Origin of the sequence: Chitinilyticum aquatile DSM 21506, from assembly GCF_000430805.1 — a bacterium.
GTDB classification, from domain to species: Bacteria; Pseudomonadota; Gammaproteobacteria; order Burkholderiales; family Chitinibacteraceae; genus Chitinilyticum; species Chitinilyticum aquatile.
Genome location: NZ_AUMS01000017.1, coordinates 1 through 17,447, shown reverse-complemented (window position 1 = coordinate 17,447; position 17,447 = coordinate 1). Strand labels below are relative to the sequence as shown.

Annotated in this window: 12 protein-coding genes; 8 read left to right on the top strand and 4 right to left on the bottom strand. The window is 61.7% G+C overall.

Annotated features, from left to right (window positions below):
• The first annotated feature begins 6 nt into the window (after positions 1-6).
• The 6 genes from H559_RS0111830 to H559_RS0111805 all read left to right on the top strand — a co-directional run bounded on the left by H559_RS0111830 (position 7) and on the right by H559_RS0111805 (position 7,259).
• Positions 7-591 carry a YqiA/YcfP family alpha/beta fold hydrolase gene (locus H559_RS0111830; protein WP_028452885.1) on the top strand — a complete coding sequence of 195 codons (585 nt, stop codon included), beginning with the start codon at positions 7-9 and terminating at the stop codon, positions 589-591.
• Positions 588-1,526 carry a Dyp-type peroxidase gene (locus H559_RS0111825; RefSeq protein ID WP_028452884.1) on the top strand — a complete coding sequence of 313 codons (939 nt, stop codon included), beginning with the start codon at positions 588-590 and terminating at the stop codon, positions 1,524-1,526. The genes H559_RS0111830 and H559_RS0111825 overlap by 4 nt, the downstream gene beginning before the upstream one ends.
• Positions 1,527-1,647: 121 nt before the next feature.
• Positions 1,648-2,817, top strand: coding sequence for a branched-chain amino acid ABC transporter substrate-binding protein (locus tag H559_RS0111820; RefSeq protein ID WP_034641056.1), 1,170 nt, complete (start codon positions 1,648-1,650; stop codon positions 2,815-2,817).
• A gap of 459 nt (positions 2,818-3,276) precedes the next feature.
• Positions 3,277-3,801 carry a GNAT family N-acetyltransferase gene (locus tag H559_RS0111815; protein WP_028452882.1) on the top strand — a complete coding sequence of 175 codons (525 nt, stop codon included), beginning with the start codon at positions 3,277-3,279 and terminating at the stop codon, positions 3,799-3,801.
• Between the two features lie 145 nt (positions 3,802-3,946).
• Entirely contained in the window at positions 3,947-4,825 is an 879-nt protein-coding gene (locus H559_RS0111810) for a phosphoribosylaminoimidazolesuccinocarboxamide synthase (protein ID WP_028452881.1), read from the top strand.
• Positions 4,826-4,913: 88 nt separating this feature from the next.
• Positions 4,914-7,259, top strand: a complete 2,346-nt coding sequence (locus H559_RS0111805; RefSeq protein WP_028452880.1) for an ATP-binding protein — start codon at positions 4,914-4,916, stop codon at positions 7,257-7,259.
• A 72-nt stretch (positions 7,260-7,331) separates the two neighbouring features.
• Here the strand turns inward: H559_RS0111805 and H559_RS0111800 are convergent, their stop codons facing one another.
• A complete protein-coding gene (locus tag H559_RS0111800; RefSeq protein ID WP_028452879.1) occupies positions 7,332-9,044 on the bottom strand; it encodes an LTA synthase family protein in 1,713 nt (570 codons plus the stop codon).
• 107 nt (positions 9,045-9,151) lie between these two features.
• Entirely contained in the window at positions 9,152-10,414 is a 1,263-nt protein-coding gene (locus tag H559_RS0111795; protein WP_028452878.1) for an NUDIX hydrolase, read from the bottom strand.
• Between the two features lie 208 nt (positions 10,415-10,622).
• On the opposite strand from H559_RS0111795, the gene H559_RS20145 reads away from it, so the two are divergent.
• Positions 10,623-11,576, top strand: coding sequence for an HDOD domain-containing protein (locus tag H559_RS20145; protein WP_051279381.1), 954 nt, complete (start codon positions 10,623-10,625; stop codon positions 11,574-11,576).
• Entirely contained in the window at positions 11,560-13,599 is a 2,040-nt protein-coding gene (locus H559_RS20140; RefSeq protein ID WP_051279378.1) for a putative bifunctional diguanylate cyclase/phosphodiesterase, read from the top strand. The genes H559_RS20145 and H559_RS20140 overlap by 17 nt, the downstream gene beginning before the upstream one ends.
• A 68-nt stretch (positions 13,600-13,667) precedes the next feature.
• On the opposite strand, the gene H559_RS0111780 is transcribed toward H559_RS20140, so the two are convergent.
• Positions 13,668-14,459 carry an inositol monophosphatase family protein gene (locus H559_RS0111780; RefSeq protein ID WP_028452877.1) on the bottom strand — a complete coding sequence of 264 codons (792 nt, stop codon included), beginning with the start codon at positions 14,457-14,459 and terminating at the stop codon, positions 13,668-13,670.
• A 252-nt stretch (positions 14,460-14,711) separates the two neighbouring features.
• The coding region (locus tag H559_RS23315; protein ID WP_028452876.1) for a tandem-95 repeat protein at positions 14,712-17,447 on the bottom strand (2,736 nt) is incomplete at its 5' end.

Below are 17,447 nucleotides of genomic sequence, written 5' to 3'. Positions count from 1 at the left end.
TGTGGCATGAATCCACTGCATCTCGTATACCTGCACGGCCTGCTTTCCAGCCCCGCTGCCGGCAAGGCGCGCGCAACGCGGGACTGGCTGGGGCAACACGATCTGCCGGTGGCTTTCCACGCGCCGGTACTGCCCACCGCACCGCAGGACTGTGCAGCCATCATCCGTGATCTGCTCGCACCACTGCCAGCGGAACACACCTGCCTCATCGGCAGCTCGCTCGGTGGCTTCTGGGCCACCTGGGCGGTGGAAACCTTCGGCTGCCGCGCGGTACTCGTCAACCCGGCCGTGCAGCCCTCCGCGCTGGTCGCGCGCTACGCCGGCGCACAGCAGAACCACCATACCGGCCAGACGGAAATCATCCTGCCGGAATATGCCGACCAGTTGCGCAGCTACGAGCGCCGGCCGGCGCACACTTCGCGTTACTGGCTGCTGGTGCAGACCGGCGATGAAACGCTCGACTATCGTGCCGCCGTCGCGTGGTACGCCGGCTGCCGCCAGAGCGTCGAAGAAGGTGGCAATCACGGCTTTGCCGGTTTCGAAAACTGGCTGCCACGGATACTCGCATTCGCAGAAGGAAAGGACGCATGACTCCGCAATCCGCCATCCTGCCGGAACAACACCGGCACGCCCTGTTCATCATGTTGCGTCGCCGGCTTGGCCGCCGCGCCGATGCGCAGCTGGCCCGTTATCTCGCGGGGCTGCCCGCGCGCAGCCGCGACATGCTGGCCAGCCGCCCGGAGAGCCGCTTTGCCAGCGCCATCGGCGTGTCGGCGGATTTCTGGCCCGAGCTGTATGGTCGCGAGCGTCCACAGCTGCTGCGGGCCTTTCCCCACATCGCCGGAGCGATCCATCCCGCCCCCGTAACCAATACCGATCTCTTCCTGCACCTGCGTGCGGATGAAGCCGATGTGCTGCACGATTTCGCTGCCGAAATGCTTGAGCACGTGCAGGAATGGCTGGAGCCGGTGGAAGTCATGCCGGCATTCCGGCGCCACGAAAGCCGCGATCTCACCGGCTTTGTCGACGGCACCGAAAACCCGGCCGCCGATGAACGCGCCGCAGTGGCACTGGTCGGCAGTGACGATCCGGACTGGGCCGGCGGCAGCTACCTGCACATCCAGCGCTATGTGCACCGCATGGAAGCCTGGAACAAACTGCCGGTCCTGCAGCAGGAAACCATCGTCGGGCGTACCAAGCAGAGCGATGAAGAATTGCCGGATGAAGACCGTCCGCGCACGGCGCACATCAGCCGGGTCGTGATCGAGAACGAGGCTGGCGACGAGCTCGAAATTCTGCGCCAGTCGATGCCCTACGGTGTCCCGGGTGGGGATCGCGGCCTGTATTTCGTGTCCTACTGTCACACCCCGCTGCATTTCGAACGCATGCTGGAACGCATGGTTTCGCCGGGAGATGACGGGCGCGTCGATCACCTGCTGAACTTCAGCCGTGCCGTCACGGGCGCCGCATTCTTCGTGCCCAGTATCGAGCGCATCGAGCGCCTGGCAAGCCAGATGAGCCAATAAGCGGCGACTGCGGCAATCCCCGATTGCCGACAGCGGGTGCTGCGGCATGATAGGCTAGAGGCGATGAGACCAAACGGCCGCGACTGCGCGGCTGAAAAGCCATGACACAGAGGAATGAGTGATGAGAAAAGTGCAATGGGCAGGCCTGCTGGCCATGCTGGCCGGCGGACTGGCCGTAACGGGCTGCGGTAACAAACAGGATGCCGCAGATGCCGGCAGCAATGGCAGCACCACCGTCAAGATCGGCTTTGCCGCCCCGCTGACCGGGAGCCAGGCACATTACGGCAAGGGCTACCAGAACGGCGTGCAGATGGCGCTTGATGACGTCAATGCCAGCAACCCGCAGATTGCCGGCAAGCCGGTGAAATTCGAGCTGGTGGCCGAAGACGACATGGCCGACCCGAAAACGGCCACGCAGATCGCCCAGAAATTCGTCGACATGAAGCTCGCCGGCATCGTCGGCCACTTCAATTCCGGCACATCCATCCCGGCATCGAAGATCTATGCCGATGCCAAGCTGCCGCACATCGCCATGGCCACCGCGCCGGCACTCACGCAACAGGGCTTCAAGACTTCGTTCCGCTCGATGACCTCCGACACCCAGCAGGGCTCGGTGCTGGGCAAGTATGTGGTGGAAAAGCTCGGCGCGAAGAAAATCGCCGTGATCGATGATCGTACCGCCTACGGCCAGGGCCTGGCTGACGAATTCGAGAAGGCCGCCAAGGCCGCAGGCGCCACCATCGTCAAGCGCGAATACACCAGCGACAAGGAAACCGATTTCTCGTCGATTCTCACCAGCATCAAGAGCGCCGGGCCTGACCTGGTGTTCTTCGGCGGCACCGACGTGCAATCAGGCCCGATGGTGCGGCAGAAAGCCCGCCTCGGCCTGGCGGCTCCGCTGGTTTCCGGTGAAATGACGCGCTCGGATACCTTCCTGCAACTGGCCGGCACGGACGGCAACGGCACAATCGCCTCGCTGGCCGGCCTGCCGCTCGAGAAAATGCCGGGCGGCCCCGACTTCGCCAAGCGCTACGAAGCCAAGTATGGGGCAATGGAAATCTACACCCCGTATGGCTACGATGCAGCCCGCATCCTGCTGGCCGCCATGCTCAAGGCCAATTCGGCTGATCCGGCCGTCTATCTGCCGGTACTGGCCAAGACCGAGCATCAGGGCGTAACCGCCGCCAGCATTTCCTACGACGACAAGGGCGATCTGAAAGACGGCGCCATCACCGTCTACAAGGTTGTCAACGGCAAGTGGGTCGTCCTGGAGACCCTGGGCGGCAAATAAGGGTATTGCACTACAGCCCTTCTTACAAAAGGGCTGTGGACACATACCCTGCAATGCAAAAACCCGGCCGCGCCGGGTTTTTGCATTTGGGAAACCGGAAGCGGCATCCGCCCGCCCCCTCCTTGCGCCAGAACAGGCATCGGACGCCCGAATCGTCTACGATGGATGCACATACAGTATTCACCCTAGGCTCTGTTGACGTTTTGTTTGCGTTTCCGCTGGCGCGTTTTTTGCGCCGAATCAAGGCGCTGGCTGCGATGCATAGTCAGCTATGTGAGCAGGCGGCAACGCAGAGTCGGCACAAAAAACGCTCAGCCCTTCGGGTTTGGCTGGTTTTGGCCTGACCCTGCGTTGCAAAACCTTTGCATAAAGTCACTATGCGACAGGCTTTGCGCCTGGTTTCAGGCCAAAATCAGCTCAAACGGAAATCGTAAACAAAACGTCAACAGAGCCTCGCGCATGACCTATTCCTCGATGCAGCCCCGCCCTGCCCGTGCAGAAGACTTCAGCGCCATCGTCGCCTGGCCCCAGGATGCGATCGAATTGCGCAACCTGTTTCCGCGTGCGCGCTGGCCGGCCGATCAGCAGGCACTCGCCGCACATCTGGCCGAACACAGTGATGGTCTGGTGCTAGCCGATCATCGTGACCAGCCCATCGCCTATGCCTCCTTCTACAACGTGCAGCAAAGCGGCCGCGTCTGGATCGGCCACCTGATCATCCACCCGGCCTGGCGCCGCCAGGGGCTGGGCGCCCGCATGCTGAAGGAAATGGAAGCGCTGGCGCGCGAAACGTTTGCCGCCACGGAGCTGGCTACCATCTGCTTTGCCGACAATGTCGGCGCGCGGGTGTTCTATCAGCGCCAGGGCTTTCGCGCCGAGGGCTGGGAAACGCGGCTCGATCACCGCGAAGAATCGGTGCGCGTGCTGCGGCTGGTGCGCCCCTTGCCCGTCGCAGCACCCCAGCCAGCCGGGACTGCGGCCTGAAAATGACCGGCGGACTGCACGGCCGGCATGCGCGCAGCCGGCAAATCAGGCAAAATAGCGGGCTGTTTTCCAGTGCTACGCGCCCGGAAGCCGGCCCATGCCGCCCTGGCGCGTTGCAAACCTGCTTGTCTCGCAAAGGATAGCCATGAGCGGCCTCACTTCGACCAATCTGACCAGCCTGAAGAAAATCTATTCCGGCAAGGTTCGTGACCTCTATGACATTGACGGCCAGCGCATGCTGATGATCGCCACCGATCGCCTGTCGGCCTTCGACGTGATCCTGGCCGAGCCGATCCCGGAAAAAGGCAAGATTCTCACCGCCATTTCCAATTTCTGGTTCGACAAGCTCAAGGACGTGGTGCCCAGCCACTTCACCGGTGACCAGCCGGAAGACGTGGTCAGCGCGGAAGACCGCGCCCAGGTCGAAGGCCGTGCGGTCGTCTGCAAGAAACTCAAGCCGGTGCCGGTTGAAGCCATCGTGCGCGGCTATATCGCCGGCAGCGGCTGGAAGGAATACAAGCAGCACGGCACCGTGTGCGGCATCCAGCTGCCGGCCGGCCTGCGCGAAGCCGACAAGCTGCCCGAGCCGATCTTCACCCCATCGACCAAGGCGGCCGTCGGTGACCATGACGAAAACATCAGCTATGCCCGCTGCGAAGAACTCCTCGGTACTGAACTGGCGGCAAACGTCCGCGATACCGCGATCAGGCTGTACAAGGCGGCCAGCGAATACGCAGCCACCCGCGGCATCATCATCGGTGACACCAAATTCGAATTCGGCCTTGATGAAAACGGCACGCTCTGCCTGATGGACGAAGCACTGACTCCCGATTCCAGCCGCTTCTGGCCGGCCGACCAGTACCAGCCGGGCAGCAATCCGCCGAGCTATGACAAGCAGTTCGTGCGTGACTGGCTGGAGAGCACCGGCTGGGACAAAACCCCCCCGGCGCCGGCGTTGCCGCTGGAAGTAGCCGAGAAAACGGCAGCCAAATACCGCGAAGCACTGGAACGGCTGACCGCCTGATTGCCTGCAAAGCCCGTCCCCGTGACGGGCTTTGTGTTTTCCGGACTGCAGGAACTGCAAACCGGCTGACTTGTGCCATGCTGTGGAAATGGATTCTGCCGCCTTCTCCCCTCCCTTTGTGATTCCGCCCGATGCTGCCGCCGAGCTGGCCGCCATCCGGGCACTGATCAACAATCACAAACAGGAAGCCATACGGCGCTGCGAGGCACTCAGCCAGACCGCGCGCCGCAACCGTCAGCCCGCGACGCTGATTGCCGTGGCCGAACTCTACGGGCTGGTCGTGCCGCAATACGGCCGCGACACGCTGTTCGAAGCACTGCAACTGGCGCAAGCTTATGGCTGGATCAATGCCGAAGCCCGCCTGGACGAACAGATTGCCCGCAGTTATTACACCACGGGCGATTACCGCCCGGCGCGGCAATTCTGGGAACGAGCCCTGACGCTGGCCAGCCAGCCGGACGGCGAACGGGAAACCTGGCTCTACGGCCAGATCGGGCTGGGGCAGGTTCACGATGCCCTGGGCAACCATCCGGCGGCCGTCGCCTGTCACCAGACCGCGCTGGAGCATGCACTGGCGACCCAACTGGACGATGCCTATCTGCTGGCCAAGATCCGCATCAATCTGGCGGTCAACCTGATTGCCTGCCAGCAGGATGCCGAAGCCCGCATCGCGCTGGAAATGGCGCTGGAGGATTGCCGGAACGCCGGCCTGCTCGATTACGCGGCAGAAGCGCTGAGCCGGCTCGGCGAACTGGCGCTGCGCGAAGGCGATCTCGTACTGGCAACGGAACATTATCAGGAAGCGCTCGTACTCACCCGCCGGATCAGCTACCACTGGGCTGAAACAAGTGTGCTGCGCCAGCTCAGCCTGCTGGCCGCGAAACAGGGCGACCGCGCACAGGCACTGCGCCTGTGCTGCGAAGGTGTCGGGCTGGCCGAAATGATCGGCTATACCCGCCAGCGCATGGAGATGCTCGCCGAGGCAGCCGGCCATGCCGAAGCACTGGGAGACATTCCGGCGGCCTACGGTTTTCTGCAGGCACATACGCAACTGCTGCGCCGGCAGCAGCCCGCCGTCATTGTGCAGGAAGGCAGCCATGCGCCGGCTGACCGCCAGCAGCAGCGGCTTTTCGCACTGACGAATCACGCCCTGATCGAAGAAGGCAACAGCGCAGAAGCCGTCCACCACCTGCTCAGCGAAGCAGCCTCGCTGCTGCAGGCCGGTGGTGCCAGCCTGTGGCTGCTGGGCACGCAGTGCGGCCTGCAATGTGTCGATGCCGGCGATACTGGCGCGCCTGCCAGCATCGACCCCGAGCTCGGCCAGCCACTCTACCGGCAGTTGCAGAACCGGCCACAGCTGAACGCCTGCCTCGCCCGTGAACACCCCCTCATCGGCCCTCTGCTGAGCTCCTGGCGACAGGAACAGCCCGTATCGATCCTGCTGCAGGCGGTCAGCGATGGCGAAGCCAGCTGGGTTCTCTGGCTGGAAAGCGGTCAGGCTCGCCGTAACTGGCTGCCGGATGACGAAGCCCTGCTGGAGCAGCTCTGCGACATCCTGCAGCGCATTCTTTCCCGCCAGCGCCAGCGTGCGCTGCATGCACAGCTGGAAGACATCAACACCGCCCTGCAGAACGACAATCGCGCACTGGCCGAACATGTCGCCCTGCGCGGTGCAGCGCTGCAGCAGGCACTGGCCCAGCTGGCACACAGTGAACGGCTGGCGACGACCGGACGGCTGATGGCCGGCATGGCGCACGAGCTGAACACCCCGCTGGGCGTGGCCATGACCGCCTCGTCGACGATCGCCAACAACCTCAAGCACCTGATTGAGCGCATCCGCAACGGCAAACCGGGGCGCGACGAGGTGCTAGCGGCACTGCAGCACTGCAGCGAGGCCGCCGCGCTGACCGACCGCAATATCCTGCGCACGGCCGAACTGATCCGGCGCTTCCGCAGCCTGAGCAGCCATCAGGATGAAGAAAGCCGCACGGATTGCCGGATCGATGAACTGCTGCAGGCAGTCTGCAGCCTCTATCAGGAAGAACTGCGCCGGCACGGACACCTGCTGCTGCTGACAGTACCGGAAGGCCTGCTGTGGCCGGTACGACCGGCTGCATTGCAGCATGTACTGGGTCAGTTGCTGGGCAATGTGCTGGAGCACGCCTTCATCGACCAGCGCAGCGGCTGTGTACAGCTGGTGGCGCGGGAGAGGGATGGCCGGCTGCAGCTGCTCATTCACGACAACGGCATCGGTATGGCGCCCGATGCCGTCAATCATGCATTTGACCCGTTCTACCTCAGCCAGCTTGGCCAGGGTGGCGGGCTGGGCCTGTATGGTGCCTACAATCTGGTGACCGCCGTACTGGGTGGCGAGATTGCCATCCGCAGCCAGCAGGGCAGCTACACCGAAGTCACACTGAGTCTGCCGGCCTGAACATACCCATTAACCCATAAAGCCGCAGCCATTTCTAGTAAATGGCTAGTGGCATATACCTGTCAATTTTCATCAATACAGCCGTTCACCATACAGCGGTAGCGGGAAGACTTTCCGCCAGCCCGCCGGCTCCGGAATGGTGAGCGAGGCCGCCGGTTGTCGGCAACGTGCCAGCACGGCATGCCAGAAAGCATCATCACTCCCGGGCGCAAGGCCGGACAGCTCGGCGGGCAGACAGAATATCGGGCGGCCATCGAGCCGCTGCGCCAGTTCCTGCGTGACCGTGCTATCGGGCAAGCGGACATAGGCCGCCGTTTCGGCACGCGCACGCCACTGCTCTGCTGTCATGCGGTGCACGAAGTGGAAGTCATCGTTATGCGGGCCACGGCTGCGGAACAGACTGGACGGCAATACGCCGGCGCGCTCGAAAGCGCCGGTCAGGGAAGGCTTGTGATCGCCGAACACGGCAATCGCGAGCGGGCGCTGGCGTTGTTTCGCCTCCTTCTCCAGTTGCCCGATAAAAGCCGTCATGTCCCGCATGGCTTCGCCCAGTCGGAAATCATAATCGGCCCGGCCATAATCGCCGCCAGAGCGGGTAAACGCCCCGTGCGTGCGCACGGTGATCAGGAACATGAAGTTGCGCGTTGCCTTGGGACTTTGCCGGTACGCGTCCAGGGCGCTGTCATAGAGCAGCGCATCCTGCGGCCAGCTGCGCGTGCGCCAGGGCATTTCCTCGACAAAGCGGGTGTAGTCAAAACCGAAACGCGGGTAGATCTGGTTGCGTTTCCAGAAATTGGCGTAGAAATTGTGCAGGCCGCTGGTGCGGTAACCAGCTTCCCGGAAGCGCCGTACCAGCGTACGGGCATCCGGCCGGAAATCCGCCGCATGCCCCTGGTAATCGATACCCGGCAGCACTGCGGATGACAGACCTGTCAGCGCCTCGAACTCGGCCTCGGCCGTGCCACCGCCGTAAACCGGGCTGAGCAGGTAGAAGGGCTGGAAACCCAGCGGCTCCAGCTGCCGCATGGCGGTCGGAAAACGGGCGTCAAAGGTGGTGAAACAGCCTTCGCAGAGGATCATCACCACATCGGGCAAGGTCGGATCAAGCAGGGGCTCGGCCTGGCGTACATAAAAATCGTGCGGCCCGGCTCGCGGTGCACTGATGACTTCCGCCGTCTGGAACAGGTGCGTCAGCAACCCGTTTTCACGCACATTGAGCAGGTAGTTGTAATCGTGATAGCGGATGCCGCCGGTCTGCAGACTGCTGCGCAATATCTTGGCGGCCGCATCATTCCATGCAACCTGGATGCCAAGCAGTAGCGGCAGGGGAGCGGCCAGCAGCAGTGCACGCAGCCAGTGTCGCCGGCTGCGCGGCGGACGGTATGCAAGCCCAAAGCACAGCGCGGCCAGCAGCAGGAAGGCCGCAACATACATCGATGGCGCAATGTAGCTCGACAGCGCCACCCCCTGCGACACCTCCAGCAGATCGCGCGCCAGCAACGGCTCGCCGGTTTGCGCCTCCTTGATGCTGCTGGCCAGAATCAGCAGAAATTCGATTGCCAACGATGCTGACGCGGCGGCCCAGCGCGCCAGCGGCAATGCCAGCAGCCAGAACAGCAGCAGGCCGAAGAGCAGGCGGCCGGGCGAGAGCTGGCCATCCAGCAACAGCCGGCCGGCCAGCAACAGCAAGTACGGTCCAAGGCGCACCAGCCACAGGCGCAATGAGGCAGGCAGCGCCTGCCAGCGCTGCAGCAGCGGAGCGATCAGTGAAATCGGTGGCAACATCCGGATACCGTAAAACGACACAGCGGCCGTTCAGACGGCCGCTGCAGGGTCCTTGTTCATCAGAACCGGATATTACCATCGGGTGACGCAAAATCTGAGTGAAGGAATTACCGCCTGTCCTCCCAGTCATCGACTGCATGCAGGGCATGGCGGGCAATGTGCTGGCGATAGGTGTCCTCGAAACGCCCGCCCATGAAACGCGCCTCGCGGATGCTGGCAAATGCCCCGCCCGACATGTAATCGGCATGCAGTTCATATTCGTACAGGCGTACGAACAGATCCGGATCACGCTCGGCCGGCGATAGCTGGCTGAGGCCCGAGGCGATCACCAGCCCCTTGTCACTCCAGTCGGCCAGCTCCGGATACGACATGCGCATCTGGTCGGCCAGCGTGCGCACCCGGTAAACCGTGCTTTTTTCCGGCCGTTCGGCATCCCAGTCGTAGCTGATGCCAGCATCCTCGAAACGCAGTTGGCAAACAGGGAACTGCATGTTCACACGGCTTTGCCGGATCAACTGGCGGTCGGCCTGAATGGCTTCGGAATCGTTGACCGGGTCGCGCGCGGGATAGCGCTGGCGCAAGAGCCAGTGATCGTACTCCAGTACGACCCAGCCGTTTTCATCGGGCGCATCGTCCAGAATGCGCGGGGCAGGATGGATTTCATCACCCCCCTCCTGCACCAGCCGCCGCGCATAAGCGGCATCGCAGCGATTGGCCGTCCGCCCTCGGAACAGCAGGTAGTCAGGCCAGCGCCCGTGATGCACCACATAGCTGCAGTCATCGCGGAACACGACCGGTGCACCGGGAATTTCGCTGGCATCAGGCAGGATATGCGTCAGCACCTGCCACTGGCAGCCATTGAGTTCGACATGGGGAATTTCGCTGTGCGCCATCGCCTGCGCGGCGGTAATGACGACCGGAAACTCGCCGCGCTCTTCAATGATGGCGTACCACGGCTGGCCGCCGGAAGTCGGCGGCGGATAGGGCAGCGGCGTCAGACCGGTGCGGATGCGCTCGAACAGCGCACTGTGCTCCCAGTCGGGCTCGGCGGGAATATAGGGCCGCAAACCGCTGTGCGCGGTAATGGCGAGATTTTCCGGCATCTGCCAGCTGTTGGCGACCTCGATGAACTGCCCGGCGGCCTGCAGCAGCAGCAGGTCATGCCGGGAATAGCGCCCGTAGCGCCCCGGCAGGTATTCGTCCTGCAAAGCCAAGAGCGTTGCCGCCAGCCGGCGAACCAGCTCGGGATGCGCACCGTCCAGCGCAAGGGCGATCAGCTGGGGGATGCTGAAATCACTGGCCAGAGCCAGTGCCTGGGCCATGCGATTTTCATCGGTGGCCAGCCAGGTAGTACCGTCACGATTGCTCATGCTCACTCTCCCTGAGGTCATCAATCAGCAGCAGACTGATTGCGCCCGCGATTATTGCTATCCGGATTGACAGCATAGCCCGTCGATTGTTGCGTCGCAGCATAAATCGCGTGACAGCCGCCGAATGGCAACCTCCCTGTCCATCCGGCTTGCGCAGGCCGTCTCCGCCGGCTAGTTTGCACACTATGAATGCCTACCGCTTGCCGCCATGACGCTTCTTCATCTTCATCCGCTCTGGAACGCCACAGGCGAATGGCACGCCCTCTTTGCCCTTTGCCCGCGCGAACAGCAAGCCTGGCTGGCCGAACGCCTGCAAGCCAGTCCATCACTGCATGATCTGCCCTGCTATCTGCCGGGCGCAGCGGCGGACCTGCCGCCGCTGCAGCCGGTCGTACTGCGCGGCCAGTACTGGCAGGGCTGCGATGCACTGATCTGTGCGGGGTTTGAGGCGCCCGGCTTTCTGGCCACTCTGCCCGCCGGCTCGCTGACCTATGGCCCCGGTTATCTCCTTCCCGCACAGGCACGGGCAGGCCATCCCAGCCAGCCGGCGCTGATGCAGATTCTGGCGCTGGTAGTGGCGGACGCCGAAACGCACGAGCTGGAAGAAGCATTTGCACTGGCTCCTACCCTGACGCACAGCCTGCTGAAACTGGTGAACTCGGTCGGCATCGGTAGCCGTGTCGACATCACCAGCATCCGCCACGCCATCACCGTGCTGGGCCGGCGCCAGCTGCAGCGCTGGCTGCAATTACTGCTGTATGCCGAACAGTTCGGTAATGATGGTGAAAATGCCGCCCTGATGACCGGCGCGGCATTACGCGCCAAGCGACTCGAAAACTGGGCGCAACAGGGCTGGCTGAGCCAGCCGGCCGACAGTGCCTTTCTGGTCGGCATGCTCTCCCTGCTCGATCGGCTGTTCGGCCAGCCGCTCGCCGAACTGCTCGGTGAACTGCCGCTGCCACCCGCATTGCGGCAGGCGCTGCTGGCACAGGAGGGTGAACTGGGGCGCGCGCTGCATTGCGTCATCACACTGGAAAGCGGCAAGGCTACCGAACTCCCCTCGCCACGAATCACGCCGCGCAGCTGGCTGGAAAGCGAGATCAGCGCTTTCGACTGGGCAAGGCAAATCCAGGCGTATCGTGGCAATGACCGCGCAGAATGAACTGGACATCGCCGCCCGCCTGCTGGGCGATCTGGAAGCCTCCCTGCTGGTACTGGACCCGCAGGGCTACATCACGGGCTGGAATAGCGGCGCCGAAAAACTGTTCGGCTACTCTGCGGCAGAAATTCTCGGCCAGCACATCCTGCTGCTGTATGCCGATGAAAACGAAGATGATGCGGGGCTTTTCAACAGTGTCTTTTCACTGGGACGGGGAACGGTCGAGGTCCGCCGCCGCCGCAAGAATGGCGAGGTATTCTGGGCGCGCATCCAGCTGATTCTGGTGCGTGACGATGCCGGCAGGCCGGAACGCCTGATCGGCTTCGTGCACGACATCAGCGAGCAGATTGCCGACCGCGAGGAAGCCCATCTGCTCACCAGGGTATTCCAGAGCACGCCCGACGCCATTGTCATCACCAATGCCGCGCGTGAAATCATCAACGTCAACCCGGCGTATTGCCGCATCAGCGGCAACAGCGAGCAGGAAAGTCGCGGGCGGATACCCGGGTTTCTGGCGCATCCCGAGCTGGCCAGCCACATCGATGCCGGCCTGACCGCCACCGGCCACTGGGAAGGCGAATTATGGGAGCTGAGAGCTGACGGCTCGCGCTATCCGGTCTGGCTGACCCTGTCCGCAGTCCATGACAAACGGAATGAAATACAGAATTATTTTGCCGTCTTCTCCGACCTGACCGAACGCAAGGCCGCCGAAGAGCAGATCCACCGCCTGGCCTATTACGATTCGCTCACCAGCATGCCCAACCGCAGCATGCTGTTCACGCTCCTCGAGCAGGCGCTGGCCGAAGCACGGCGGCAACGCAATACCGGCGCCATTCTCTGTTTCAATCTGGTCGGCTTCAAGGCCATCAACGATTCATTCGGGCATGCAGGGGGCGATCAGCTGCTGATCGAACTGGCCCGGCGCATCCGCAGCTGCCTGCGCGAAGAAGACGTGCTGGCCCGTTTCGGTGGTGACGAATTCTACATCGGCCTGTTCGACATCAGCCTGCGCGATGATGCCGCACTGGTCGCCCGGCGCATTCTCGATCAGGTTGCACTTCCTTTCGAACTGGAGCGCCAGGAAGTCATTCTCAAGGCGCACATCGGCATGACCATCTACCCGGAAGACGGGCGCGATGCCGACCGGCTGATCAACGATGCCGCCGTCGCCATGTACCGGGCCAAGCAGGCTGACCAGCCCTTTCTGTTCTATTCGGCAGAAATGAATCGCCGCAGTCTGGCCCGCATCAAGCTTTCGGCCGATCTGCACCATGCCGTCGAACGCAACGAACTCTGCCTGCATTACCAGCCGCAGATCAATCCGGCCGATGGCCGCATCCTTGGCGCGGAAGCACTGATCCGCTGGCAGCACCCGCAGCGGGGGCTGCTGCTGCCGGGCGAATTCGTACCCTTTGCCGAGGAAAATGGCCTCATCGGTCTACTGGGTGACTGGGTTATCGACGCCGCCTGCCGGCAACTGGCGCAGTGGCATGAACAGGGCATCCATCTCGACCGCCTCGCCGTCAACCTCTCGGCCCGGCAATTCCAGCCCGGACTGGCCGACAGGCTGCTGGTGATCCTGCAGCGCTACGCGCTGTCACCCTCACAGCTCGAACTGGAGATCACCGAAACCCTGCTGATGCAGGTCGATGAACGCATGACCGTCATGCTGAATGAACTGCACGAAGCCGGATTTACGCTGGCGCTGGACGATTTCGGCACGGGGTATTCCAATCTGGCCTACCTGCTGGCCTTTCCCATCGATTATCTGAAAATCGACCAGCGCTTCGTACGCGGGCTGCCGTTTGATGCCAACAACGTCGCCATCGTGCGCGCCATTATCGGCATTGCACAAAATCTGGGGCTATCGCTGATCGCCGAAGGCGTCGAAAAACAGGACGAAGCCCATTTCCTCGCCAGCATGGATTGCCATTTGCTGCAGGGCTTTTATCTGGCCAAACCACTGCCAGCCGATGATTTCGCCAGCCTGCTGCAGGCCAGCCCGCTGGAGCTTGCACCCAGCTAATCATCTTATTGCGCCGGGGAGCCCTGGCAAGGTCCGCTGCCGTACAGGGACGGCCAGCAAGAGAAAAGTCAGCGGTTATTGCGTACCCAGTTGCGCCATGCTTCATAGAGCGCGGGAGTTCGTGCGGCGACCACTGAGCGCTGCCAGGCATTTTCCAGCCAGAAATCCGGCTGGTGAATGGCGCCGACCACGCCACCGGACTCCAGCAGGATCAGCACACCTGCCGCGTAATCCCACAGTTTCTGCCCGCCATGCAGCATCACATCGGTCCGGCCAGCCGCCAGCCAGCACCAGTCAATGGTTGATGCGCCGAAATTGCGGTGGTTGTGGAAGGGCCCGACGGTGACAACCCGCGCGGCCAGATGGCCGGACAGCCATTTGGTTTCTATGCTGGCCACCGCATCAGCAAGTGCCTTGTCATCGGCAACCAGCGGCAGACGCTCGCCATTGAGCCAGGCACCCTGCCCTGCAGCAGCAGAAAAACACTCGTCCAGCACGGGCACATACACGACGCCGAATTGCGGGCGGCCTTCCCGCATCAGCGCAATCGACAGCGCGAAATAAGGCAGGCCGTGCGCAAAATTGGTCGTACCATCGATCGGATCAACGACCCACAGTCCGGCCGGATGATCGTGCCAGAGCGCCTCCTGCTCGGCTTGCGTCATTTCCTCGCCCAGCACCGGGCAATCAACAATGCCCGGCAACAGACGCTGGAAAGCCTGCTGTGTCGCCAGGTCGGCCTCGGTAAACAGGCTGCCGTCGTGCTTTTTCTCGGCCACCACCTTCTGATAGCGCGGCATGACCTCGGCAGCAGCAACGTCCCGCACCACTTCGCGCAAGCGTTGCAGTTGTGCCAGCACAGTCCTCTCCAAGCCCAGCTCCCCTTCTTCCCGCGGAAGAAACCGTCGATTGCAAAAGCGCTAATTTACACCAAGCAGCCCCGCTGATGATGCGTTGCATCAGCAAAATGGCGCCAGGTATTCGCCCTAAGGTACAGCCCCAAAGGAAGAAGGCAGCATGAAGCGATCCACCCCCATCAAATAAAAAGGGTATGAGGCTGGAGCCATTCTATGAAAATGGCCACAACCGCATACCCTTTAGTGTATTAAAAATCAGTCCGTGATCAGCTTGTTGTTCTGCAAGAGATGCTGGATCACCTGCGCGTCGGTGGTATCCGATCCGATCAGATCAACCCCCTTCAGCACGATGGTCTGCGTTTCCTTGCCGCTGAGATAATTGCTGCCAACGGCTCCCGGGGTGAACTGGCCATCGTGGCTGATATGGATCACCGTGTTGGCGCCATCCTTCTGGAAGTGCAGGTACTTGTCGAGCGTGCCGCTGTTCTCGCCCTGCAGCAGATCGCGCAGGTCCAGCACGTCCTTGTCTCCGGCATTGGTATTGAAGTCCATCACCAGGTCGGTTGCCCCTGCGACAATCTTGGTCGTACCACTCAGACCAAGGCCATTGTTGCCCCCTGCATTGCTCGCCCCTGCAGTAGCGCTCTGGTCTCCCAGCACCCACTTGAACGTATCGTTCCCCAGATCGCCGCGCAGCACATCACTGCCGCTGCCGCCCACCAGCAGATCATCACCACTACCGCCACGCAGGGCATCGTTATCTGCGCCACCATAGAGCTTGTCATTGCCTGAACCGCCATAAAGGACATCGGTGCCTTTCTCACCATAAATGGTGTCATTGCCACTGCCACCATTGGCCAAATCCGACAATGGCTGCACCGGGGCAATCACGCTTTGAACAAACAAGCCGGCGCTATCAAGCAGCTTGCTTTCATCCATGGTCATCACGCCAGTTCCAGCGAGGAAACTTTGTGAGACAGAGGATGTGTTGTTCGGCAAGGTATCGCCCATGAAAATCAGGTCATTACCCGCTCCCGACTCCACCTGGTCATTCGAGGCACCGGAATAGATCACCTGATCCGGACCGCTAGTCACCCCGCCAGTCGGGTTAGTGACAGTTTGCCCGGTTGTCGGATCAACCGGTTTACCGCCCAGTTGCAAGATGAAGGTTTTGTCATCCGACCACTGTGACTCGCCATAATTAATTGTGATCTGGTCATTCAGCCCACTGCCTACGATCAAGGCGCCATTGTTATTGACCGATATTCCAATCGCACCAGTGACGGCAAGCTGCCCGTCGGAAACCTCATATTTGAAAGAGCCGAACGGCGTAGCATTCTCGGTGACATTCAGCGGGCTAGTGTATTGCAAGCTAGTCAACTGAGTCGGAGTGAGTGTCATGCCATTGGTGACTGGAGTGCCATCCGGCAGCATCACAACACCGCCGCTTGGCAAGCCGGTTACCTTGATTGTCAAAGTATCGCCAACATCCACATCCTTGGGCAGTGCGATGCCCAAGTCTTTTGGCACCCCTTCCAAAGCGACCACGTTATGACTATCAACCACCGGCGCATCATTGACCGGGGTGACATTGACCTTGACGATCGAATCCACCTTGCCACCATGGCCATCACTCACGGTCACCGTAAAGGTATCGCTACCGTTGTAATCCTTGTTCGGCGTGTAGACATAAGCGCCGGTCTTGGAGTCAATCGTGACCGTACCATGCGTCGGTGCCGTACCGGGCTTGAGCGTATACGTCAGGATATCGGTCACATCCGCATCGGTCGCAACGATCTTGCCATTGAGAGCCACGTCTTCTGGCGTGCTAACGGTCTGGTTGCTGCTGACCGGCGCATCATTGACGGCAGTAACCTGTACCGTCACCTTCGCCGTATCGGTTCCGCCCTTGCCATCGCTGATGGTGTAGGTAAACGTCGCCGGCCCGTTGTAATTGGCATTCGGTGTAAACACCACATTGCCACCCACCAGAGCCACGGTGCCGTGCGTCGCATCCTGCACCGAGATGATGTTCAGCGTATCGCCATCCGCATCACGGTCATTGGCAAGAAGCGTGGCTTTGCTGATCGTCAGCGCCGTATCTTCGGTTGTGGCATAGGGCGTCTGGCTAGTCAGCGTATAGCTGGACAGCGGTTTGTATGTGCCCGTTCCAGGGCGCAGCTCGGGCTGGAACACGGCCTGCCCGCCTTGATCCCAGTACAGGATTTCAATGGTATGCGCACCACTGCTACCCACGGTGAACGAAGCATGCTCGGTACCGGTCGGCGACTGATTCTTGTTGACCTCCGCCACCTTCACGCCGTCGATATAAATTACATAGCCATCGTCCGCAAGTACCTTGAAGTTATAGGTACCGGCATCAAGCGTGATATTGCCGCTCATGCGGATGATTGCGTCAGTACTGTTGGCCGGATCGGTATTCAGCGTAGACGCATCACTCCCCAGGAAAGTCTGCAGATTATTATTGCCGCCCAGATCACCATCATTCAGTGAATAACTGATGTTTTTGGCTGTAAACACGGCAGAGGCATTATGCGTAGCGATGAAATCCTTGATCATCGACAGTGAGGTCAGATTACCGCCATCCGCCAGCGCCCCCTCCTGGTACACAAAATACTCAGCACGCAAGCCCGTAGTGCTTGCCGGATCATCCACTGCATCAGGGGCATCATTCACCGGGGTGACGCCGATCTTGACGGTGATGGTGTCACTGCCACCCTTGCCGTCGCTGACGGTGACGGTGAAGCTGTCGTTGCCGCTGTAGTCCTTGCCCGGGATGTAGTTCCAGGTGCCGTCGGCATTGACGGTGACGCTGCCGTGCGCCGGGTCGCTGCCCTTCGTGAAGGTCAGGGGGTCGCCGTCCGGGTCGGTGGCCTTGAGCTGGCCGCCCACCGGGGTGTCTTCCTTGGTCGTGACGCTGACGTCGTTGCCCAGCGGGGTGCCGTTGTCGTCCACCAGCACCGGGTTGTC

Bases quoted from the DNA above. Each gene is read 5' to 3' on its own strand.
- H559_RS20140 (WP_051279378.1), top strand. From the start codon at position 11,560: ATGACCGCGCAGAATGAACTGGACATCGCCGCCCGCCTGCTGGGCGAT.
- H559_RS0111815 (WP_028452882.1), top strand. From the start codon at position 3,277: ATGACCTATTCCTCGATGCAGCCCCGCCCTGCCCGTGCAGAAGACTTC.
- H559_RS0111795 (WP_028452878.1), bottom strand. From the start codon at position 10,414: ATGAGCAATCGTGACGGTACTACCTGGCTGGCCACCGATGAAAATCGC.
- H559_RS0111820 (WP_034641056.1), top strand. From the start codon at position 1,648: ATGAGAAAAGTGCAATGGGCAGGCCTGCTGGCCATGCTGGCCGGCGGA.
- H559_RS0111810 (WP_028452881.1), top strand. From the start codon at position 3,947: ATGAGCGGCCTCACTTCGACCAATCTGACCAGCCTGAAGAAAATCTAT.
- H559_RS0111825 (WP_028452884.1), top strand. From the start codon at position 588: ATGACTCCGCAATCCGCCATCCTGCCGGAACAACACCGGCACGCCCTG.
- H559_RS0111805 (WP_028452880.1), top strand. From the start codon at position 4,914: ATGGATTCTGCCGCCTTCTCCCCTCCCTTTGTGATTCCGCCCGATGCT.
- H559_RS20145 (WP_051279381.1), top strand. From the start codon at position 10,623: ATGACGCTTCTTCATCTTCATCCGCTCTGGAACGCCACAGGCGAATGG.
- H559_RS0111800 (WP_028452879.1), bottom strand. From the start codon at position 9,044: ATGTTGCCACCGATTTCACTGATCGCTCCGCTGCTGCAGCGCTGGCAG.
- H559_RS0111830 (WP_028452885.1), top strand. From the start codon at position 7: ATGAATCCACTGCATCTCGTATACCTGCACGGCCTGCTTTCCAGCCCC.